This is a genomic window from Bradyrhizobium sp. SRL28, from assembly GCF_018596315.1.
Lineage (GTDB): Bacteria > Pseudomonadota > Alphaproteobacteria > Rhizobiales > Xanthobacteraceae > Bradyrhizobium.
This window is the reverse complement of record NZ_JAHEAG010000030.1, coordinates 58,773-79,835: the sequence shown is the minus strand read 5'-3', so window position 1 is coordinate 79,835 and position 21,063 is coordinate 58,773. Positions and strand designations below refer to the sequence as shown.

The following is a 21,063-nucleotide window of genomic DNA, read 5'->3' as shown; positions in this document are numbered from 1 at the left end:
TAACCTAACCAGTCAACCTTACTGATCGCCACGTCCTGGGTCGCAGAGTAGCTTTGACCTTTCGTAGGCGCGCTAGTGCTCCCACACTGTATTTTGCCCGGCTACCGTAAGATAGGGAACGCCGTCGCGCATCTCTGCCAAGCCGAGCTCGATCAGCTTTTCCAGATGCTGTTGGTTGATCAACCACGATCGTTTCGCGGCGATGTCTCGCATCGTCCATCTTAACTCGATTGCATCGAGCCCGAACTGAGCCAGCGGGTCCTTCTCATTTTCCATTTTGCTTTTTGCCTTCAACCCAGCTCACCGGAGAAGGTCAAAGTTCCTAAGTTACCTTCTGCGCAGACACTGGCTTCAGGATGGTGTCTGGTGAAGAGATTACTGACCCTTGGAATATATTGGCAATCAGTCCCGGCCCTCGTGCCGGGTCTTTTGCTGGATTTGACAACTGCGAGTGCCGGCAAAAGGTAGCGGTAGCGAAGCGCCAAGTCGCTTGCCGCACGTCATTGTTGCCGTAACCATGCCGGTTTCGCCGAGAAGCAAGTCGCTCATACAGCCGGCATCAGCACTTGGGCATTCTAGCAAGGGGCGTTTGCATCAGACCGCGCGACTGTGCGTTGCTGCAGAGTGTATTGGATGAGCATCGAATGCCGACGCGACGCTCCGGACATGATCCGCTCGATGATGTCGGCGCGGAAGCTATCTTCCCGGTGAACACGTATCCCTTGGCGGTGGCGAGCCGGCCTTCGGCGATGCGCGCGAGATAGTTGCGCGTCGGAACGGCGTTCGCGGGAATCCTTGCGGCATGCGCGCAGCGGGATCAGGTCAACCGGACATGCCGCAAGCCGTTAAGGGAGGGAGCCGTGCACATCAAGTGCGGCGGATCCTCAGATGACAACGGCCGCAGAGATCAACGCATGTCCAGGCAGCCAGAACTCAGGCTGCCGTGACGGCAAGCCTGGATCGGCGGCGACGATATACCAAGCCAAGACCGGCGAAGCCCAGGAGCATCATGGCCCAGGTCGACGGCTCCGGCACGGGTCCAACATTGCTGTAGGAGATATTGTCGAATTCGAATGAATTGCCCGACGATGCGAGAACGATCTTGTCGAAGCTCAGGCCGGTGAACGTGACATAGGCGTTCGTCAGGGCGCCCGACTGGTCGCCGTTAAATCCAAGCGCAGGCACCGCGTTGAGGGTATTCCCAAAAAGCGTCAGGAACGGCGTGGCGCTGCTTCCCGAATAAAATGCGACGCTGTTGTAGGAATCGATCGATCCCCAATACAGACCGAACTTGTTCTGGGTCCCCGAGAACGTCAGCGTCTCGGACTTGCCACCCAGAATGGACATGTAGTTTGTGGTGTCTCCGGCCGGCGTCGCCGAAATACCCGCCGACGTTCCCGCCGCATTCTTGGCGATGATGGCCGTACCCGAGAAGGCGATGCCGCCAAGCGAAACCGGCGCAGCGCCCCACTGGATGCTGGTGCCGGCGAACGTGTTCGGCGTGGCGAGGCCGTCGAACGTGATGTCGTTGTTGTTATTGGTATTGCCGGCGCTGAATTGGCCGCTGGAAGCCGTGACGACCACGGCACGGGCGTGATCGCTCCAGACGAAGAGGGCGGCAATCGCGCAAAGCGGTGCAAGAAGTTTTCGCATTATCGGCGTTCCAAATGAATCATTAATATCTAACCGGGTTTTAAATGTGCATATTAAATAAAGCAAGGTCGATTCGAAAGGAAAAAGTAGTAATACTAACAGGCATTCGGCGGCACCCGCCCCCGGGTGCCGACCAATACCCCCGCCGGAGCGGGCATATTGCGGGCGATCGCGTTGGTTTCGGGTTGAGTGCTCTTGGGCTGCCCGACAAATCCATTCCAGACGGATGCTTATCTGCCATCCATTTCGTCGGCGGATTATTCAAATCCTAACGAATGCGTTGGGCCGGAATTATTCATGTCCCGGGAGGCGCAATGCCCTCAAGCGCAAAAGAGCCAGATGGATAAAACTGTAACGGTCGGTTTGAGCGGCGGGCAATAGTCGTCCCGCCAAATGCCCCCGGAGCCCGCGAGAGGCTCCGTGGGGGTGTTTGATGTTTTCACGTGATCTGGCCGGCCCGACAAGCAGGGATGCGATCGATGGCTTCGATGCGATCGCCAATGCACTCGATCGCGGCCTCGATCCCGCCCACGGCCGAAGCTCAAGGCTGGGCGACTTCCTCGCCATCGCGGCAGGCTGGATCGTTCTCGGGGCCATTATTTTTTACCCCAGTCTTCAGCTCGCTGCGATCGTAGTCTGCGCGGCCTTCCTCGGCACGCGCTCGTTCGCGCGCCTGATCCTTGGCCCTAGCCCATCCGCTGCGCAACAGCGTGAAGACCGAGCCCTGCTGGCGGCTTAGCTATTCGGCTGCTGCGCCATCGGCGGCCACGGCCGTTCGCGGCAAGGTGAGGTCGCCCATGTGAACCGGGTAAGAGTGGGACGTCTTGTCCCACACGAGGGCCGTGCCGGATATCCGGTGGCTGGCGTAGATGCGCACGGCGCGCCACGTGGCGAAGAAGTTGACGAAATTGCCAACGACAAGCCTCGGCGCGGCCATCAGGGCGTGACGCACATTGTAGATCATGCCCGTGAACGTCATTCGGTTGAACAGGCGCCAGACCAGAAACAGGAAGTTTGCAAAAAACAGCCATACCGCCCAGTTCTGGTTCAGCAGGGTATACACAAACTGCTTTTCGGGATCGAAAACCGCCCGATAGAGTTCGAACACCGTCAGGTTGGCGAGCGCAAAATAGGCGAGCATGACGGCCGGGCTGGTGATTACGCCCTTTCTGTCTCGCGCCAGAAAATACTTGGTCCCGAGAGAGCCTTTCCAGCCGTGCTCCTGGGAGCCCTGGAAAACGATGCCGAGCAACCAGCGCGCGCGCTGGCGATAGGCGGCTTCGAGGCCCGACGGAAAGAATTCGCGGGTCGCCACGGGAAGGGTCCGGTAAAGAATGCCGGGGTTTCCGCTGTCGATATCGATGTCGATCGCATAGTTGGCCGGATAGGCAATGAATGCGGATTTAAATCCGAGTTCCGAGACGCGAAACGCGATGTCGTAGTCTTCCGTGAACGATGACGTGCGGAAAGCCTCGCCATGGTTCTGATCGTTGAGGTGCTGGATCGCTTCCCGGCTGAAGCATGCGGAGACGCCGGCGCAGGGAATGACGCCGCTGATCCGCTGCCGGACCTCGAGGTCCTTGGTGTGCATCTCGGCGAATTCATCCATGTAGAGGCCCGCGATCATCGAAGTGATCGGCCGGGAGAACGAGTAAACCGGCAACTGAATGAAGTGGTAGAGGTCGACCAGCTTGTTGAAGAGCTTGAGCTCCAGCGGGTGAATGAGGTCCTCGGAATCGTGCATCACGATTCCCGCAAACTTGATGTTGTGCTCGGCCTCGAACATGAAGATGTCGGAGATCGATTGGTTCAGGCAATCGGCCTTGCTGGTCGGCCCGTCATGCGGAACCAGCACCATGTGAATATTTTTGTATAGCCCTTGCGCCTTGCGGACCTCGGCCTGGGTCAGGGGATCGTTCAGATAGACGCCGACGAAGTAGTGTGCGTGCTCGTAGCGCACCAGCCGCGAGTTCGACGAAAGCATCGAAAAAATGACGTCGTGCTCCTTCCAGCACGGCACCATGATGGCAATGGGGCGCTCGGGCAGTTGCTCGAGAATCTCCACGCTCGGCAATTCCTTGGACTTGCTGTCCGAGGTGCCCATCAGCCTGCTGCTCCAATACAGCAGGTCCACCACGAGATCGTCGATGCTGGAAATCGCGATGATCACACCCGCGATCAGCATCAGAATTTCGACGACATAGAGATATTGAAAGATGAAGGAGGGGGCTTGTGTCATGAGTTAGGATGCGTGGTGAAGCTGAATGATTTCGGCGGAGCGCATTTGCGGCGGCAGGACGAATTGCCGATAGAGAGCCTCGACGATCCGCTTGCTGGCGTGACCATCGCCATAGGGAAATACCGGCCGGGCCATGCGGGTGTACTTGGCGCTGTTCTTGTTCAACTCGAACAGGGCACCGAATACCGCATCGCGCGAAGTTCCGATCAACTCGACAACCCCCGACGCCACCGCCTCGGGCCGCTCGGTTACGTCGCGCAACACCAGAACGGGTTTGCCGAGCGCAGGCGCCTCTTCCTGAAGCCCGCCGCTGTCGGTCACCACGCACCAGGCATTCTGTATCGCGGCGACGATGTCGCGGTAGCCCAGCGGATCGACCAGCTTGATCCGGGGATGCCCCGAAAGAATCTCGATGGCCGTTTCGCGCGCGTTTGGGTTGGGATGAACCGGAAAATACACGGCGACGTCGGGGGTGAGGTCGACGAAGGCCCTGATCGCGGTGAACGCATCCCGCAACGGCGCGCCAAAATTCTCGCGCCGATGCGCCGTGAGGAGTATGGTCCGCAGCCCCGGAAAGTCGGCGGGCGGCGCCGGCTTCGAGGCTGCGACTTCGAGCAGTGAGTCGATCACCGTGTTTCCCGAAACGAGGATCTTCTCCCGCGAAATGTTCTCTCGCGTCAGGTTCTGCGCCGCGGCCGATGTGGGTGCGCAGTGCAGCGACGTGGATACGGCGATCGAACGGCGGTGAAATTCCTCGGGGAAGGGCGCGTCAAGGCTTGGCGTGCGCAGCCCGGCCTCGACATGCACAAAGGCGATCTTGCGGTAGAACGCCGCAATCGACGACGCATAGGCGGTTGTCGTGTCGCCCTGGGCCAGAACGCAATCCGGCCGGACCTCGCCGAAATATTTGTCCAGGCGGCGAATGAGCTGGCTGGCGAGAACCGCCGGCGTGCGACAGTTGCTCCGGTGCGGGATGGAGAAGTCCGGACGCAGACCGAACTCGGCAAGGGTGCTGTCGAGGAGGTCGCTCTGCTGGCCGGACGTTACGATCCGAACGGTCGCCCATTCGGCTTCGCGCAGGCGGCGGATGATGGGAGCCACCTTGATGACTTCAGGCCGGGTACCAATCACGAAGACAAAAGTGCGGACAGGTGTCGACTGGTTGAAATGCTCTCTGCGAGGGTGATGCATGCCTTGCTTTCTAAAACGATCGTACCGTCCCCCACGACACGAAATACCAATCGAAATCCCGTCCCTTCGTCCCTGTCCGGACGGCACGATTAGAAATCGCCGGTAATTTAGACCGCGACTCTAAATTAGACAATTGATTTAAATGGATCTTTCGGAGATTGCCGTGGAAATCGCGAGAGACTTCAATGCATGGTAAATGCTCGCGCCGTATTTATACGGGCACCATAATGTTTGATCGCCGGTTTCGTGTGTCGGAATCGAGTTTGACAGGGCGGGATTGGAGTCGGCGCGGGGCGATGCGGATGATGCAACTGCCAGCGCCAGGTCAGGCGGTTATTTCCGGCCTCGTTTTAAAAGTGGCATTTGTGGATTGATCGCCTGCGCGCCGCGGGCGTTCGTGCGCCCGGTGTGGCGCGGACGGCTTGGCGGACGCGCGAAGGAAATCCTGGAGGTGAGCTCCGCCTTTTGAACTTCCTTGCGAAGCTGCAGAATCTCGAAATAGGCCTTTGCAATGTCCACCGGCATAAAGGTGATCTCGCCCCGCATTCCAAATTGAACCACAAACCCATCGCCTGGTTGGGTCACAACGTAACAATGGAACCGGCACCGGTTTGTGAAATGCCATACAAATGGGCTTGCTTCGGGCCGCGTTTTTTGCCGCGCGGGGGATGGAGGCTCAATGCTTGCGGGCTGTCGCTTGTCTACCGCAGGACGCCGCGCTTTACCGCAAAATCAAAGTGATTGACGAATGTCTCAAGGCCGTCGCGCCGATTTGCCTCGAGGTTTGCTGCGGCCGAACGAAGCGAAGGATGCGGCCGTTGTTCAATGGCATCCAAATCCGCGGAAACCGCCTCAAGGGCGTAACGCAATCGTCTCAAATCGGAGCTGGTTTTTGTATCCACGGCCGCCACCGCTGGAAATGAATTAATAAATTAGAGTGTGACAATAGGATATAATTTTCTGGCGGTCAACGTGGGGTAGTTAAAAGACTCCAGCGATTTTAGGGGCTTACTTCCCATAAAATCCGCCTCGGAATCATTTGATCCGGTCGTGATGTTCCGTCTTAAATCTCCCGCGCTTTGAAATGACCGTCCATGGCGAAGCGCATTCCATGGGCCTGTCGTCCGACTTTTGCAATCGCTGCCCGTGACGCGGCCGGCACGATCGGCACCGGTCCGAATTGAAAATCGGTTATCGGCAATTGGACAGGAGAGTTTCGGAGGCGATTACTTCATACGGCCGCAGTGGTTTTTTCGCGGCTGCGTTTTTTGCTGGCGCTAGCGTTGGTGTCGGCACGACCGACACAAGCCCGCATCACTCATGGAAGCGATAGCGTGACGCACCGAGGTTGATGCCCGCTTTGATCTTGAAGCGGCGCATTTACTGCGCAGCAGCGGTCCGGAAGAAAACCGGAAATGTTACGCAACCGTCACAGTGATTTAATAAGGGTAAACGACGGTAAATTGCCGCCATGCAACAGCGGCCAGGAAAGCCTTGTCTGAGGCGAGGCTAAGCTTAGCATATCAAGGAAGTATTATGAACAGTATCAAGACAGCCGCGGCAGTGGCCGCGATAACCTGCATCGCGGCGCTAAGTGCATCCCCTGCGTCAGCTGTTGTTATCAGCAACCCAGTAAACAATTACAACAATGGCCCTCTTTCTGGCGCTCCGATTGGTGGTCAGCAAACCCAATTCATGGGTGAGACATTCACTGCTCCTATCACGGGGGCGCTTACTAACTTTCAGTTTACCCTGAAAAACTCGACCATCACTTCGTTATATGGGGCAGTGTACGCGTGGGATGGCTCCAAGCCGACCACAATGCTCTGGCAGAGCCCGGTGATATCCGGAAATGGAGCCGGCCTTCTCGACTTCTCGCCCATTGGGCTCAACGTCACGCAGGGCCAGGCATATGTGGCGTTCCTGAGCACGTACGGAATCGCTGGTAACGCCGGCATAGCGAGCTTTGGTTCGTGTTTAAGTTTTAGTGGCTGCAACAACGTTAACTCTAACTCCAATCTTGGCACTTTGGTGTGGAGCACTATCTATGCCGACACCGTGCCGCTCCCAACGCCTGGTCAAACTCAAAGTTCTTGGTCCTCAGCGAATCATTTCGACGCCACCTTCTCGGCGACGTTCACAAGCGCTGTCCCCGAACCGTCGACGTGGGCGATGATGATCCTTGGCTTCGCTGGTGTCGGATTCATGGCTTATCGCCGCAAGAACAACACCGCGCTTCGCGCCGCTTAATCCGGTCAGCCCTGATTTGAGATCGAGGGGCCGCCTCAGTTGGCGGCCTCTTTCCCTTCAAAGAATTGAAATCAGATACTCCAACTCCATTTTATTTCGGATTTGCGGCTCGTTGACCTGCAAACGATTGCCGCTGGCCCGGTGGAATTGCCCACCTTCAGTTGTGGGATCGGGATGAAGCTCCGCATGCTTCGCGGCCACTTGATAGGCACGTTCGACATACATTTGAGGCGCCAAGTCTTCTCGCAAATGCGCCGCATGATGGCGCTAATATGCGGGGAGGGCGAACGTGGCTTAAGAGCCGGTATTGCGCCACACGCTGGCTTCGTAGCCATCGATCACTTGCGAGGTGTGGGTAAATTCCTCAAGCTGACGCAATGGCTCGATGATCTTGCGTGCCACCAGCACGGTATTCGGCTCGGCGTTCTTCTGCATGTGCCCGGCGACGTCGATGACGCGGTCCGAGATCGTCTCGAGGGGGGTAGAGTCGTCGAAATAGACCAGACCCGCGTTCACGCCGCAGCGAACGGCGAAGTCTGCCTTGGTCACCTTCACCTCGCTGTTGAACACCTTGAGACTCTTGATGACGTCCTTGCCTGACTGGCAAGCGTCCTCCACATGGGCGAAGCATGCCATCACGCCGTCGGGCGTCCATGCCGTCTTCAACACGCCCCTGGCGCGAAAGATGCGCTCCACGAGCTTTCGATACTCTTCGAAGTCATATTGAATTGAAGCATGGTCTTCGCCGGCCTTCATCCCCGCCGAGCCGACCACGTCGATGGCAAGGAAGGCCACTTCACGGCCGAACGTGTCGAGCTTCTTCTTGGTTTCGGCAAACACCCGCAGCAACTCCTGACGGTTCACGGCCTTGCCGCTTTCCGCCAGCCGCAGCGTCGTTTCCAGTTCGGCGTCGAGCTTGGAGCCCGGTTTCACACCCTCTTTTCGGCGCCATGCCTGGGCCGACTTTCGCAAAAGCCGCCGGTTCGAGGCGGTCAGCGCGCGCTGGGCGAGCGCGCCCGAGAAAACAGTGATGACGATGGCGAGGCCAATGAGGATCCAGTCGGAGCGATCGCTGCCGGCAATGTTGGTCGGCACATATCGATGCAGCACCGGCACCGATTTGCTGAGAATGTATTCGCGCGCCTCGAACAGCTTGGCCGGGATCGTTGCGCTCTTCGGATTGTCGAACAGGACAAACAGCTTCGGGCCCAGCAGGACAATGATCAGGGCAAATGTCGCAACGCCCAACAGTTTCCTCAGTCCAAACAGCACGTGAACCAGGATCGATTTAGGAGCTTCGCGATGAACCACTTTGATTGTCCTTGGGGCAGAGCGGGCGAGACGATCAGGCGACCGCCCGACCGGCTTATAGCTTGCCATCCGCTAGCTTGCCATCCGCTTTAGTGGCAAATCACCCGGTCCGATCAGGCGCATGCCGCGTCAGCAACCCACGCAGCCCCTTCTTTCGGCGGCGCTTGCTGTCAGGTCGACGGCGGCTTTTCGTCCGCATTGCCGGCAACCGACCCCAGGGCAGACATCGCCGTGGCCTTCAGGCGGATCGGATCGCGCTCGCCGTCGCCGGCCACCTTCAAGATCATGGCTGCGATCAATCGAAGCTGCTGGTCCGATGCCGGCTCGGGCAAGGAAGCCTCGGCGCCTTCCAGCGCCTTTGACATCAACTCGATCGTTTGCGGACCGAACGAGGGACCGCCAAACTGGCCATGGTCCAGCTCCTCGATAATCCGGCGGGCCTTTCCGCGCTTGGCGGTTTCCTCGGCCTCGAGATTTGTCGGAACATTCTGCGAAGCTTCGGGCTCCGGATCGGACGCAGAACTCCCGCCTGGGTGCATGAGCTTTTCAGGCACAAACAGTTCAAGAGCAAATTTCAAGGTGTCTCGAAATCTCATCTTGCTTTTGTCCGGTCGTCACCTCGGCATATGCTTGGCAAACCTATACGCTTGCACGGTCGTTGCTATCCCGGAAAATCCGAATCATCCAAGAATCCAGCCTTTCGTTTTTTCAAAAAAATGCAACGTTGTTGATCGAGCAGCGGTTCGATAGGCTGTACAAAACTTCCTTCCAACGGGTGGTCTGGCGGTCTACCGCCAGCGGAGCAGTGCAGCGAAAACCAGTGCACCAAGGAGACTCGATATGGCACGAGCTTTCAAGGTTCGTTCCGCAGAGCGCGATGCTCAGACCGACAGCGAACGGCTCGGCTCGATTTCGGCCGCCGTTGAGGCCGCAGTCGCGTCGATCCGGAAAGAGAGGGACGCCCTGCGTGCGCGGGTCGATGCGGCCCGCGATCAGGCTGCCTTTGCCACAGGCACTGATTATGATGAATATCTGACGCGCGACGCCAAGGACGCGGCCAGGATCAAGGAATACGAGCAGCAAATGGCAAGCGGCGAAAAACGCACACAGGAGCTCGAGCGTCAGCTTGGCGGTCTGGGCGACATTCAGGAAGTCTTCAGCCGGTATTTCGCGGACAAGGTGCGGTAGGGGCTGCGCGCCGCGGAAATTGCGGATAATCCGCGTTTAAATCGTATTGTCGAATTATACCCGCTCTGAGTGCCGAATATTGAGCCGGGATCGCAAATGTAAATATGCCGGCCGGGTCGTCAGGCCTAGAAAATACCCCACCTGAACGGTGATAACCGGAAGCAACACGACGGCTATACTATCCAGTAAACCTTGGCCGCCAGCCCAGGCCGAGACGATATACGCCCCGGCGCCCAATAGGGAGAGCGGGAGCAGCGCCAAAATATTGAAGTGAAGGCCCACATAGATGCCGGCACCGCAGGCGAGGATGGGCAACATCGCTAACTGGCTCCAGAATACGATTAAAGGCGCATTCAAACTGATTAAATGTTGCGTTGCACTCCGGCCAAGTGTATGGTCACGGGTATTAACGAAGAGTTACTTGGGCCTTTGAAGGTCTGTCGGATTTATGGTCTCTGGCCAGTAATCTGACTGTTGGTATCAGTGATACTGCGCGGGCATTTTTCTCATGTCGATCGGAGCGGATATTGGCAACAAGGTAGGCCAGCTCGACAATTCCGCTGGCGGTTCTCCCGCTCGTTTCTCCAGCAACGCAGTCCCCTATCTGTTATCGACCGCGGATGCCTTCGTGATCCTGCTGTCCAGCGTGGCAGGGGGCATTGGCTATCAACTATCCGTCGGCAACGACGTGCCGAACATTCTCCCGCATTGCGCGGTCGGGTTGTTGGCCAGCTTCATTTACATCCTGCGCATGAGCGGCAGCGGTTATTACGATTTTCCTGACAGCGCCAAACCGCGCGTCGAGATCGGCGAAATACTGATCTGCTGGTTTACGACAGGGTTGCTGCTCGCCTTCTTTGCGTTTCTGCTCAAGATCGGCGTCGATTATTCGCGCGGCGCCTTCGTGGTGTTCTATTTTGCTGCGCCGGTAGGACTACTCGCCGTCAGGAAGGGCACCAAGGTGGTCCTGGCGGCTGCCGTTTCGCGTGGCGTGATCGGCCGGCGGGATATCGTGCTGATCGGCGATTTTCACGAGATATCAGCGTTGGAGCCCCGGGATCTCCTGGTTTTCTTCGGTACGTCCGAAGTCAACCGCTTCACGCTCAGTTCGGAAGACGATCCGGTGAAGCGCGACGCCAACGACGTCAGCGTTATCAATTCAGCCGCAAACTTTGTCAGGCGCAACAATTGCCGGGAAGTCTTGCTTGCGATGCCCTGGGAGGATACGTCTCGGCTGGAGTTCATCCGCGAGCACGTCAAGACGCTTCCGGTAGCGGTGCGGCTGTTGCCCGACATGCGGGTTCGAACGTTGACGAATTATGCGTCGTCGGCGCGTCAGCGCGTCCTCGCCATCGAAATTCAACGTGCGCCACTCAGTGCCGCGGAACGCTTCGTCAAGCGCGTGATGGACATCGTCATCGCGGCCCTGGCGCTGCTGTTCTTTCTCCCCATCATGGCGCTCACGGCTTTCGCCATCAAGCTTGACAGTCCCGGGCCGGTTATTTTCCGGCAGTTCCGAAAGGGATTTAATGGCAAGCAGTTCATGATGTTCAAATTCCGCACCATGACCGTGCAGGAAAACGGGCCCGCCGTGGTGCAGGCCACGCGCGACGATCCCCGGGTGACGTCGATTGGCCGGCTGTTGCGATCGGCAAGTATCGACGAATTGCCTCAGCTGTTGAACGTCCTCAAGGGCGATATGTCCCTGATCGGTCCGCGGCCGCATGCGCTGGCCCATGACAATTATTTTGAGACGGTTTTGAGCGAGTATGCTTTTCGGCATCACGTCAAGCCCGGCATGACCGGTTGGGCGCAATGCAACGGAGCTCGCGGGGGCACGCCCACGATCGAGCACATCTCCGAACGCGTAAAACTCGACCTCTGGTATATCAACAACTGGAGTCTGTGGCTGGACATCCAGATCCTGATCAAGACCTTCTTCGAGGTATTGCGCAAGCGCAACGCCTACTGACGAGAAGACATCGTGACGCTCGTGATCAGCCAAATGTTGGATTCTTTCAACCCGTGGGTGTGAAGAATCTTGCCGTCTGCGGTGTATTGACACCTGTCCGCCCGAATAATCTCGAGCAGGCCTCCGGAAAGATTCCGGACTGATCATGATTTGAGAGATATTTGAACCACTTAGGTTTGATGCTCTGCAAACCCGCGTTTTTACGGAGATTTGTTGCCAAGTCTACAATTTTGCTGGAAAGGCTCGCCGCTGCACTTATAGTTTGTTGCGAATCGTGATGGTCACAGGCGGGATGAACAAGAAGCCAAATTTCGATGGAATGTCTGTAGACGAGTTATGGCAGCTCCACGAGGAGCTCAGTCAGGTCTTGTCGGTTCGATTGACGTCGGAAAAGCGCGAGCTCGAGAAGCGGTTGGCGCAACTTCGACGTGAGAAGGAGATGCGCCAATCGGAATCTGCGGATGCCCGAAATGCGCCGCGCGAGCGCCGGAAGTACCCGCGCGTATTCCCAAAGTATCGAAATCCCGACGAGCCTTCCGAAACATGGTCGGGTCGCGGGAAGCAGCCGCGCTGGCTCACGGCCGCGCTAAAGACCGGTCACAAGATCGAGGAGTTCGTGATTGGCAAGCCGGAAGCCGGCGGCGATGGTCCTCGCCGCCGCCGCGCATAGGCGTATTTTGGCAGCCGCAAAGGCTGTGTAATCGGAGGTTCCATGAAGCTCGCGCTCTGTGCAGCGTTGTCCCTGCTGCTGATTGGAACCGCCGTCGCAGGTCAAAACAACGTCTCGATCGGCAAGTTGCGCCTGGCCGACGCCACCAGCGACGCCTGCCTTGCCAACTGCGCCACTCAGAATGATTCCTGCAAGCGCGTATGCCCAACCACGCTCGGGGCTCCCTGCCAGAGCGCATGTGACAGCCAGGCCCAAACGTGCAGGCAAAGCTGCCGGAGCAGTAGTAGATAGAGTTTGGTCACGGCCTCATGTGGTCGTGGAGGCGCAGCTTCGATAGTTATTTTGCGGTCTGCTTATAGAATTCAGCTTCAGCGTCCCAAGCCGATGTTTCGCTCCAGCCCAATCCCGTCCCGTCAATCCGGTCGGTGTTGATCCGGACCATCGGTTCGGTGAAGTCCTCCTGCTGCAGCAACGTGACGGGGCAGGCAACCCCAAGGCGGGGTGACATTTCAGCGGCGAAGCGTTGGGCAAAGGCGCCCTGGCTTTCGACATAGAAGCTCGGATGGAGCTTCGTTATGCCCTGATGCAGGGGCACGCTCTCAGCAAAGGTCGCGTAGGCTTTCGACAGCAAATCAACATGAATGTTGTCTCGCACGTACAGAGGTGTCCGTACCGCCGGAACTTCGCCCTTGAACCAGGAACGTATTAAATAGTTGCAAAACCGCGGCTCCTCGAACGGTCCAATGGGATTCGCGATCACGAACTTCCCAAGATTGAAATGCAGGGTCTCGCTCAGGAAGCGATAATATTGCCAGGTAAGGCCTTTCGACAGTCCGTAGGGTGAAAAGGCCCTCAGCGGCGCATCGCCGGCACCTTCGTCCTGTTCGAATACCGAGCCGGTGAGTACGACGCCTGCCGAGCCGCGATCCATCATCTTCTTCAGGACCGCGACAAGATTTTTCGTATTGTCGGCGACGGCGCCAATGACGTCGAAGTCCGGATTGCGATAGTCGCCGGTTTGCGCCGCATGCTGGCACAACAGATCCCATGAACCCGTTCCCGCAAGATCGAGAAAGCGGTCCGAGCCAAACGGGCAGTCTTCGATGACTTCAGCAACACGGCGAAGCTCGGCCACGCGATTGCCGCGCAAGCCCGAATAATCGCTGCCCCTGAGGGGCGCGACGACAGTATGGCCTTTCGCGGCAAGGCTGCGCGCAAACCATAGACCGGTAAACGAACTGCCGCCGGTCAGAAGGATTCTCACGTCAGGCCTCTCAGGGATTCGACGCCATGGAATACCGGGTCGAAGTCCGGCCAGCTGCTGTCCTTGGGCGAAACTTCCACGGGCTGCCGCGGCCACTCGATCCCAAATCGCGGATCGTCAAAGCGCAAGCCGCGCTCGTGCTCGGGAGCGTAGAACGCATTCACCAGATAGAACGCTTCGGTGTCGTCGGTGAGCGTCATGATGCCGTGCGCAAAACCTTGCGGAACGAAAATCATCGTTCGGTTTTCCGCGGTGAGTTCAACGCCGAACCACTTGCCGAAGGTCGGGGAATCCGGCCGCAGATCGACGATGGCGTCATAGAGGGCGCCGCGGATGCAGCGCACCACCTTGATTTCTGCGGCAGGCGCCAATTGATAGTGCATCCCGCGCAGGGTGCCGGCTTTTGCACTCAGGGAGTTGTTGATCTGAACGATCGGCATCGGCACGCCGGCCGCTTCGAATTCTTTCTGGCAAAAAAAGCGTGCGAAAAAACCCCGGTCGTCACCGCGCTTTTCGAGTTCGATCGTGTAGGCGCCATGAAGCGGCGTTGGGTGAAACTTCACGATGTAAGCCTTTCAAGATTATTGCCAGCGGAGGTCGGCAGACAGCCGACCCACCGCAATATGGTCCTTGAGCGTCTTGAGCCGCATCAGGGAGGACGTGCGAAACTCCTTGTCCGAGAATCCCATTCCATTCAGTCCGGCATAGAGGTTTCGGACGGACTGGGCGAGCGGGACTGCTGGCAGATGCGCAGGAGCCAGTTCGGCAAAAAGTGAAAAATCAACCTGATAAGAGCGCAGGTCCGGCGGCGCCGCCGTGTTGATGCTGACCTGGGTTCCGGGCAGCTCAGCGGCCACAACCTGGGCCAGATCGCGGACCTGATAATTTCCTGTGTTGCTGCCGGCATTCACCACAAGAACCCGTCCGCCCTGGTTGGTGTCACGTCCGATGGCCCACTCAATCGCCCGCGCCATATCGGCCACATCGATCAGCGGCCGCCACGGTGTCCCGTCGCTGAGCACGGTAATCTCGCCGGTGGCCAGCGCACTCGCGACAAAGTCGTTCAAGACGAGGTCCAGCCGGAGACGATCCGACATGCCGCAAGCGGTCGCAAATCTCAGGCACGTGACCGTCATTTCGCCCGCGTTGCTTGCGCGGAGCGCGTTTTCCATCGCAACCTTGGACCGTGCATAGGCGGTGAGGGGGTTGAGCGAGTCGCTTTCGCGCTTGGGGTGACCTTCGGCGGCGCCGTAAATGCTGCAACTCGAAGCGAATACGAAGCGGCCGACACCGCGCTGCTCCGCCATCTGCGCAAGCGCCACGCTGGCCTTTTCATTGATTGCTTCGGTGACGCCTTCGAATTCCTTCCCCATTGGGTCGTTGGAAATCGCCGCCAGATGGACGACGACATCGACGCCATCGAGCAGTTCCGGCGGAAAGTTTCTGATATCGCCGAAATGCACGCGGTCCAGCAGCGACTCGGGCAGCCTGGCCGCCCCGGTGAGATTGTGGGCAAAAAATGCAGTATCGAAGCCGATCAATTCGGCGTCTGGAAATTTCTGCCGGAGGTGACGCGTAAGGATGGGGCCGACATAGCCCATCGAACCGGTAATAAGAATACGCATGGAATCTTTCTTCTCTACCATTTCTTCCAGGGAGCTTTATTGCTTGACCAAAGATCTTCCAAATATCGCTTGTCCCGCAACGTATCCATGGGGTGCCAGAATCCGTCGTGGAGGAACACGCTGAGCTGGCCATCGGTTGCCAGGTTCGTCATCGGTTCTTTTTCCCAAACGGTGGCGTCGCCTTCGATGTAATCGCCGACCTTGGGCGAAAGCACGAAGAAGCCGCCATTGATCCAGTTGCCGTCGCCGCGCGGTTTTTCCTGAAAGCCGGTAACGCGGCTGCCCTGATGGTTGATGGCGCCGAAGCGGCCGGGCGGCTGCGTGCCGGTCACGGTCGCCAGACGGCCCTCGCGGCGATGGAAGGCGATGCTTTCGGTGATGTCGATATCGGCCACGCCGTCGCCATAGGTCAGGCAGAAGGCGTCGTCATCGCCGATATAGGGGAGGATTCGCTTGATGCGCCCGCCGATCATGGTCTCTTCGCCGGTGTCGATCAACGTCACCCGCCACGGCTCGGCGTGCTTCTGCAGAACCTCCATCCTGTTTTCGCGAAGGTCGAAAGTGACGTTCGATTGATGCAGGAAGTAGTTGGAGAAGTATTCCTTGATCACATAGCCCTTGTAGCCAAGGCAGATGATGAAGTCGTTGATGCCGTGGCTAGAGTAGATCTTCATGATGTGCCACAAAATCGGCTTGCCGCCGATTTCGATCATCGGCTTGGGACGAACATCGGTTTCCTCGGCAAACCGAGTTCCCAGGCCACCCGCCAGCAATACTGCGCGCATAATTTGCCATTCAATACGTTGAGATTAATGGGTTTACCGGTATTCACTACATGAAATGGCGCAGCCGCGCGAGGCCATGCCGTCATTTCGTAGCAGAATGGTTTATTTGATTTCGCCCGTCAATTTACGGGTTCCCTTGCGCGGAACGATGCGCGAAATCCCAGCCGGGTTCATTGCGTGCACACGTTGAGATTGAATGCGGCCCAGTAAGGTTGACGGGTTAGCTTAATCCACGGCTTTGATTGAGCCATTCATCGGCGAAGCTATGATGAAGCATGAAGCGAAATCAACCGCATCGGAAGGTCGTCACCAAGCGTAAATCGCGGGCTCGGTCCGTAGATCTCGCGCAAAAATATCAGGAAGTGTGCGAGCTCCGGCGCAAACTCGAATGCGTTACGGCCAAGGTGGCTTCCCTTCGTCCCAGACAACATTGAGGTGTGACCGCGCTGTTATTTATTTCGGCGCGATTTGCCTTCAATGCCGGAGTTCAGCGCGATGAGCCGTTATAATCTCTTTCAAGTCACATCGCTCAATCCCGAGCGGACCTGGGCGGACACCTGGCATCTCTGGACGGTCATCATGCCGAGGCGCTCGATCACGGGGCGGCTGTTGTGGGGCAAGGTATGGCGCCGGCACGACGGCAGGCGCTGGATCTACAAGAAGTTCGTCGAATACGATCCCGACGATCTCGTCTGACCGATTGACTGCTTCGCTCAGGCCTTGCTGGACGCGCTGTTGCGGCGTTCGGAGCGAAATGTCAATGCAGCGCCGATGGCGATGATGGTCATCGTTGCGAGCAGACTGGCCGGAGCGGTGCAGTTGATGCACGTCCCAACGATCGAGAAGCTCTCGCTCACGGGAGCTGTGACAAGGTTCATCATACCGTCATCCTGACATTCAAAGCCGAGAGCGCGGGGCGGATTAAATATAGCAGCTCCGTCCCGATCCAGCCAGCCGCCGGTCGCCGTTGGGGTCATTTTGATGGGTCCGAACCGGACCTATGGTCCTCTCCCGCTATTTTTCCAGGTTTTCCTGGACGCATCCTGGCTGCACGCCTCCAGCGGGCCGGCCGATTTACTGTCGATTAACTATGATGTTTTACCAAATATTTACGCGCCAAAAATCGTCCACGGCGCGAAGTCGTTGGGGGTTTTGCCTTTGTTGCCTTCTCGTAGCCTTGCGACGAGATTAGCCGCCTGTTCGGCGGCTATACTCGTTGTGTCGGGCTGCACCACTACCACCACGACGCCTTTGACCACGGTGTCACAGCCCAGACTGGCTTCAGGACAGCCGGTTTCCCTCGAGCAAACCTATGCATATGACGGCGGCCCTACGGGCGCCGTGCCGCTTCCGTCACCCTCGTCGCAGGCCGTTGCCGTCATCGATGGCGGCAGCGGCAGCATGATCGGCGGGACGTATTCAAAACGGAAGACCGCAGGGGCGGACGGGAACGTGGTTCTCAATCTGGCGAGCGTTCCGCTTCAGCAGGCCGCCAAGACCGTCCTCGGCGACATGATCGGCGTGAACTACGTCGTCGACCCTCGCGTCGACGGCGTCATTTCCGTGCAAACGACGCGTCCGGTCAGCAAGGCCGAGGCGATGGAGATGTTCCAGACCGCGCTGGTGCCGATCGGCGCGGTGCTGGTGCAAAGCCGTGGCACCTACCGGATTGCGCCGGCCGACCAGGCGGCCACGGGCGTGATTGCGACCGGCGATGGTCCGGCCGAGAGCGCCATTGCCGGCAACGGCATTCGCGTCGTTTCCCTGAAATACGTTTCCGCCACCGAAGTCGCCCGCGTGCTGGAGCCGATGGTGCCGAAGGGCGCCATCGTGCAGGCCGACGATGCGCGCAACATTCTCGCGCTCAAGGGCTCGCCGGCGGAAATCGAAAGCATGCTCGACTCGATTTCGGTCTTCGACGTCGATGTCATGAAGGGCATGTCGTTTGCCGTCGTTCCGGTGAAAACGCCCCAGCCGGAAAAAATGGTCGACGAACTGAAGGCGATCTTCGCGGCCGAAAAAGAGGGACCGCTCAAGGGCCGCGTGAGGTTCATCGCCAACACCCGGCTTGGCGCCATTCTGGTCGTGACCTCGCAGCCGAGCTATTTGCCGAGAGCGCAGAACTGGATCAGGCGGCTCGATGCCAAGGCAGCAGGCTCCGAGCGGCAGCTTCACGTCTATCAGGTGCAGAACCGGCCGGTGGCGGAGCTCGCCGGCGTACTGCAATCCATGTTCGCGAATGAAATGAAGGTGGTGAAGCCGCCGACGCGCAGCGTTTCGCCGCGATCGAAGCAGGCGAGCTTCTCGGCAAGCTCGGCAAAATCGCTGGGAGCAGGTGGCGCGACGCCGGATATCGATCAGGGTGCAGGGATCGGGCTTCGCGGAGTCAGTTCCGGCAACGATCTGCAAAGCTTGCAGCGCGCTTTGAACAACGAGACGGAAACATTGGCGCCGGATTCGGTGGAGCCATCTTCGTCTCCGTCCTCCAGCAGGGTGGGCGATGAACCGCCGCTCAAGATCGTCGCCGACGAGACAAAGAACTCGCTCCTCATCATGGCCAATGAGCGGGATTACCAGCGCGTGCTTCGTGTCATTCAGGGGCTCGACGTCGTCGCCAGCCAGGTCCTGATCGAAGCTGTCATCGCGGAGGTGGCGCTGAACGACAAGCTGCAGTATGGCGTGCAATGGGCGCTAGCGAAAAACCGCACGCCGACCGCCACGTTCACAAATGCGCTGACCGGCGGCGTCGCATCCGTATTTCCCGGGTTCAACTATGCCGTCAACGCAGCCAGCATCGCGTCGACGCTCAGCGCATTGAACGCGATCACACGCGTGAATGTCATTTCGACACCTTCGCTGATGGTGCTCGACAACAAGACGGCCAGGCTGCAGATCGGCGATCAGGTGCCGATCACCACGCAGACCGCGACCAGCACCGTGACGGCGCAAACGGCGATCGTCAACTCGATCACCATGCAGGACACCGGCGTGATCCTTTCGGTGACGCCGCGCATCAATGAGAGCGGCCGGGTACAGCTCGAGATCGAGCAGGAAGTCAGCGCCGTGGTGAAAACCACGTCATCCGGGATCGACTCGCCGACCATCCAGCAGCGTCGGGTGAAGACCACCGTCGTCGTCAACGACGGCGAGGTCCTCGCGCTCGGCGGCATGATCCAGGAGCAGGCCAACAAGACCAGCAACCAGATCCCGCTGCTCGGCGACATACCCGGGCTCGGCGCCGCGTTCTCGAACCGGGGCGATCAGGTCCAGAAGACCGAACTCGTCATCCTGATCACGCCCAAGGTTGTCCGCGACGGCACGGAAGGCCGTCTCGTGACGGAGGAATACCGGCGCAAGATGCATGTCTACATGCCCCACACGACGTCGCGCGAGCGCACGCCGGCCAATACGATGCAGCGGATAACGTCACAGTGACGAAACGAGCGGCAGCCTGTTTGAGGAATTTCTCGCTGTTGTCGAGCATGGCCTGCTCGCTGGCCGGCTGTGTGACCTATGCCTATCCGATCATCGAACCGCCGCCGCCCTATGCCGTCTTGCCGGTCGATGAATCCATGAGTTGCAACGGTATCGCGGCGTCCTTCCGTTATGCGGCGCGGCGCGCCGCACGGCTGGAGTATTGGCTGTCGGTGGGGCCGCTGGCCGGCTACGGCTACGAACGATATCCGCTGGATGCGCCCAAGCAGCTCATCGATGAACGCAGGCGGCTCGACGCGCTGGCGGATCTGCAGCGCTACAAGGGCTGCACCGTGATGGAGCCGGGCCCCGCCGTCGTCGAGGAGCGTTTAAAACTCGAAGGCTCGGTCCGTCCGCCGCCGCCACCACCTCTGCCGCCACCGGTCGTGCTCAATTCAAAAGGCTAGTTGCAGCTTTTGGAGTCGATGGAAGGTCAGCTTGCCGCTGCTTCGCGCACTTGCAGGCACGCGCGCGCCGCGCCTTGGGGACGCTCCTGCCGCGAGCTTGATGAATCGATATCCCCGCGCCGCCATTCGCGGATGACGTAGGGGCGCCCGTTACCGCCCTCCAGCGAAACCAGTGCTTCCCGTATGAAGCGCGTGCCGTCTGAGGCGCTGATGTCCGCGCGGATGGTCATGCTGCCGCCTGTGGGCAGCCCTCGCTTGGCGGTCGCCTGCTTCGGCTCGACACTGAGCAGTCTAAGCATGGCGGGGGAGGCGGCTTCCATGTCGGGCTCCGGCCGCCCGGAGCGAACCGTGACATGGCGAAGCGCTGTTCGAAACAGCCGAGGCGACATGCCGTCGATCTGGTCCAGTTGCATCACGGTCGTGAAGCGTGCTTCGGTCGGCTTGGTGGCCGCCGTGCCCTGCGCCTTGGGATTGCGGAATTCGAGGATCTGCGAGGCGATGCGACCTCCTCTCGACTGATCGCCCGTGAGCGCAGTGAAGAGGCGCGTCAATGCGGCCGGGCTCGCCGTGTTCAGGTCGATCTTTCCGGTCTCTTCCTCGACCGTGATCGTGGCGCGTTCGCCGCCGGGCAATCGGCACCGCAACGGAAAATTAACGGCTTGTTCGGGCGCAGCAGTCAGCGCCGTGGCAATCGCCAGGTTGACGGCACTCTCTGCCGCCATCTCGGCTGCGGTCACCGAGGCGTAGTTCGACGACGTCTTGGTGCGGTAACGCGCGCCGACGATGACAGCCATTCCAAGCAGCGTAATCAGGCCCAACGTCCAGATTACCGCGACCAGTGCGAAGCCTGATTGTCGGGCCTTGGAGTGGAGCAGGGAGGGGCATTCCGGCCGATCAGGGACGGGGAATCGGTGTGTTCGAGCCTTTGGCCGGATTGCCACGTCGATAAGCCTTGCTGGGCCGGCCAGCGGCCTAACCTTGCGTCCTCGGTCGATATTTACGCGGGAATGGCAAACAAAGCGTCAAAGCTTTGG

General features: G+C 58.8%; 23 protein-coding genes. 8 read left to right on the top strand and 15 right to left on the bottom strand.

The window, feature by feature from the left end:
- Window positions 1–72 precede the first annotated feature (72 nt).
- Both KIP88_RS35000 and KIP88_RS34995 read right to left on the bottom strand, forming a co-directional pair.
- Window positions 73–294 (bottom strand): hypothetical protein, encoded by a 222-nt coding sequence (locus KIP88_RS35000; RefSeq protein WP_249791237.1) that lies wholly within the window; start codon window positions 292–294, stop codon window positions 73–75.
- A gap of 639 nt (window positions 295–933) precedes the next feature.
- Entirely contained in the window at window positions 934–1,653 is a 720-nt protein-coding gene (locus tag KIP88_RS34995) for a PEPxxWA-CTERM sorting domain-containing protein (protein ID WP_214492741.1), read from the bottom strand.
- 433 nt (window positions 1,654–2,086) lie between these two features.
- Between KIP88_RS34995 and KIP88_RS34990 the strand changes: the two genes are divergently transcribed.
- Window positions 2,087–2,392, top strand: a complete 306-nt coding sequence (locus KIP88_RS34990) for a hypothetical protein (RefSeq protein WP_214492740.1) — start codon at window positions 2,087–2,089, stop codon at window positions 2,390–2,392.
- On the opposite strand, the gene KIP88_RS34985 is transcribed toward KIP88_RS34990, so the two are convergent.
- From KIP88_RS34985 to KIP88_RS34970, 4 genes are all read right to left on the bottom strand, one after another.
- The gene (locus tag KIP88_RS34985) at window positions 2,393–3,892 is read right to left on the bottom strand and encodes a glycosyl transferase family protein (protein ID WP_214492739.1); all 1,500 of its coding nucleotides are present in this window, start codon (window positions 3,890–3,892) and stop codon (window positions 2,393–2,395) included. It lies immediately after the preceding gene.
- Between the two features lie 3 nt (window positions 3,893–3,895).
- Complete coding sequence (gene wecB / locus KIP88_RS34980; RefSeq protein WP_214492738.1) at window positions 3,896–5,083, bottom strand: non-hydrolyzing UDP-N-acetylglucosamine 2-epimerase; 1,188 nt, start codon at window positions 5,081–5,083, stop codon at window positions 3,896–3,898.
- A gap of 333 nt (window positions 5,084–5,416) precedes the next feature.
- A complete protein-coding gene (locus tag KIP88_RS34975) occupies window positions 5,417–5,629 on the bottom strand; it encodes a hypothetical protein (protein WP_214492737.1) in 213 nt (70 codons plus the stop codon).
- A 155-nt stretch (window positions 5,630–5,784) separates the two neighbouring features.
- Complete coding sequence (locus KIP88_RS34970) at window positions 5,785–5,985, bottom strand: hypothetical protein (protein WP_214492736.1); 201 nt, start codon at window positions 5,983–5,985, stop codon at window positions 5,785–5,787.
- 634 nt (window positions 5,986–6,619) lie between these two features.
- On the opposite strand from KIP88_RS34970, the gene KIP88_RS34965 reads away from it, so the two are divergent.
- Window positions 6,620–7,333 (top strand): PEPxxWA-CTERM sorting domain-containing protein, encoded by a 714-nt coding sequence (locus tag KIP88_RS34965; protein ID WP_214492735.1) that lies wholly within the window; start codon window positions 6,620–6,622, stop codon window positions 7,331–7,333.
- A gap of 57 nt (window positions 7,334–7,390) precedes the next feature.
- Here the strand turns inward: KIP88_RS34965 and KIP88_RS34960 are convergent, their stop codons facing one another.
- The 3 genes from KIP88_RS34960 to KIP88_RS34950 form a co-directional block, all read right to left on the bottom strand.
- Complete coding sequence (locus KIP88_RS34960) at window positions 7,391–7,558, bottom strand: hypothetical protein (RefSeq protein WP_214492734.1); 168 nt, start codon at window positions 7,556–7,558, stop codon at window positions 7,391–7,393.
- 69 nt (window positions 7,559–7,627) lie between these two features.
- Window positions 7,628–8,644 carry a hypothetical protein gene (locus tag KIP88_RS34955; RefSeq protein ID WP_214492733.1) on the bottom strand — a complete coding sequence of 339 codons (1,017 nt, stop codon included), beginning with the start codon at window positions 8,642–8,644 and terminating at the stop codon, window positions 7,628–7,630.
- Window positions 8,645–8,814: 170 nt separating this feature from the next.
- Window positions 8,815–9,222, bottom strand: a complete 408-nt coding sequence (locus tag KIP88_RS34950) for a hypothetical protein (protein WP_214492732.1) — start codon at window positions 9,220–9,222, stop codon at window positions 8,815–8,817.
- Window positions 9,223–9,484: 262 nt separating this feature from the next.
- Here KIP88_RS34950 and KIP88_RS34945 point away from each other — a divergent pair, with 262 nt between their 5' ends.
- The 3 genes from KIP88_RS34945 to KIP88_RS34935 all read left to right on the top strand — a co-directional run bounded on the left by KIP88_RS34945 (window position 9,485) and on the right by KIP88_RS34935 (window position 12,474).
- Window positions 9,485–9,832, top strand: a complete 348-nt coding sequence (locus KIP88_RS34945) for a hypothetical protein (protein WP_214492731.1) — start codon at window positions 9,485–9,487, stop codon at window positions 9,830–9,832.
- A 508-nt stretch (window positions 9,833–10,340) separates the two neighbouring features.
- Window positions 10,341–11,804: an undecaprenyl-phosphate glucose phosphotransferase gene (locus KIP88_RS34940; RefSeq protein WP_214492730.1), complete on the top strand. Its 1,464-nt coding sequence runs from the start codon at window positions 10,341–10,343 to the stop codon at window positions 11,802–11,804.
- A 292-nt stretch (window positions 11,805–12,096) separates the two neighbouring features.
- Window positions 12,097–12,474, top strand: a complete 378-nt coding sequence (locus KIP88_RS34935) for an H-NS family nucleoid-associated regulatory protein (protein ID WP_214492729.1) — start codon at window positions 12,097–12,099, stop codon at window positions 12,472–12,474.
- A gap of 337 nt (window positions 12,475–12,811) precedes the next feature.
- On the opposite strand, the gene KIP88_RS34930 is transcribed toward KIP88_RS34935, so the two are convergent.
- From KIP88_RS34930 to rfbF, 4 genes are read right to left on the bottom strand one after another with little or no spacing between them, the layout of a single operon-like run.
- The gene (locus KIP88_RS34930) at window positions 12,812–13,738 is read right to left on the bottom strand and encodes an NAD(P)-dependent oxidoreductase (protein WP_214492753.1); all 927 of its coding nucleotides are present in this window, start codon (window positions 13,736–13,738) and stop codon (window positions 12,812–12,814) included.
- Window positions 13,735–14,301, bottom strand: coding sequence for a dTDP-4-dehydrorhamnose 3,5-epimerase (gene rfbC / locus KIP88_RS34925; protein WP_214492728.1), 567 nt, complete (start codon window positions 14,299–14,301; stop codon window positions 13,735–13,737). Before rfbC ends, KIP88_RS34930 begins: the two co-directional genes overlap by 4 nt.
- An 18-nt stretch (window positions 14,302–14,319) precedes the next feature.
- A complete protein-coding gene (locus KIP88_RS34920) occupies window positions 14,320–15,363 on the bottom strand; it encodes an NAD(P)-dependent oxidoreductase (protein WP_214492727.1) in 1,044 nt (347 codons plus the stop codon).
- Between the two features lie 14 nt (window positions 15,364–15,377).
- On the bottom strand, window positions 15,378–16,148 hold the full coding sequence (gene rfbF / locus KIP88_RS34915; protein ID WP_214492726.1) for a glucose-1-phosphate cytidylyltransferase: 771 nt from the start codon (window positions 16,146–16,148) through the stop codon (window positions 15,378–15,380).
- A 495-nt stretch (window positions 16,149–16,643) separates the two neighbouring features.
- On the opposite strand from rfbF, the gene KIP88_RS34910 reads away from it, so the two are divergent.
- Window positions 16,644–16,844 (top strand): hypothetical protein, encoded by a 201-nt coding sequence (locus KIP88_RS34910; RefSeq protein WP_214492725.1) that lies wholly within the window; start codon window positions 16,644–16,646, stop codon window positions 16,842–16,844.
- Between the two features lie 17 nt (window positions 16,845–16,861).
- Here the strand turns inward: KIP88_RS34910 and KIP88_RS34905 are convergent, their stop codons facing one another.
- Window positions 16,862–17,029 carry a hypothetical protein gene (locus KIP88_RS34905; RefSeq protein WP_214492724.1) on the bottom strand — a complete coding sequence of 56 codons (168 nt, stop codon included), beginning with the start codon at window positions 17,027–17,029 and terminating at the stop codon, window positions 16,862–16,864.
- A gap of 571 nt (window positions 17,030–17,600) precedes the next feature.
- On the opposite strand from KIP88_RS34905, the gene gspD reads away from it, so the two are divergent.
- The gene (gspD, locus tag KIP88_RS34900) at window positions 17,601–19,583 is read left to right on the top strand and encodes a type II secretion system secretin GspD (RefSeq protein WP_214492723.1); all 1,983 of its coding nucleotides are present in this window, start codon (window positions 17,601–17,603) and stop codon (window positions 19,581–19,583) included.
- Window positions 19,580–20,029, top strand: coding sequence for a hypothetical protein (locus KIP88_RS34895; protein ID WP_214492722.1), 450 nt, complete (start codon window positions 19,580–19,582; stop codon window positions 20,027–20,029). Before gspD ends, KIP88_RS34895 begins: the two co-directional genes overlap by 4 nt.
- Before the next feature lie 26 nt (window positions 20,030–20,055).
- Here KIP88_RS34895 and KIP88_RS34890 read toward each other — a convergent pair whose 3' ends face one another.
- Window positions 20,056–20,823 carry a type II secretion system protein GspK gene (locus tag KIP88_RS34890; RefSeq protein WP_214492721.1) on the bottom strand — a complete coding sequence of 256 codons (768 nt, stop codon included), beginning with the start codon at window positions 20,821–20,823 and terminating at the stop codon, window positions 20,056–20,058.
- Between the last annotated feature and the right edge of the window lie 240 nt (window positions 20,824–21,063).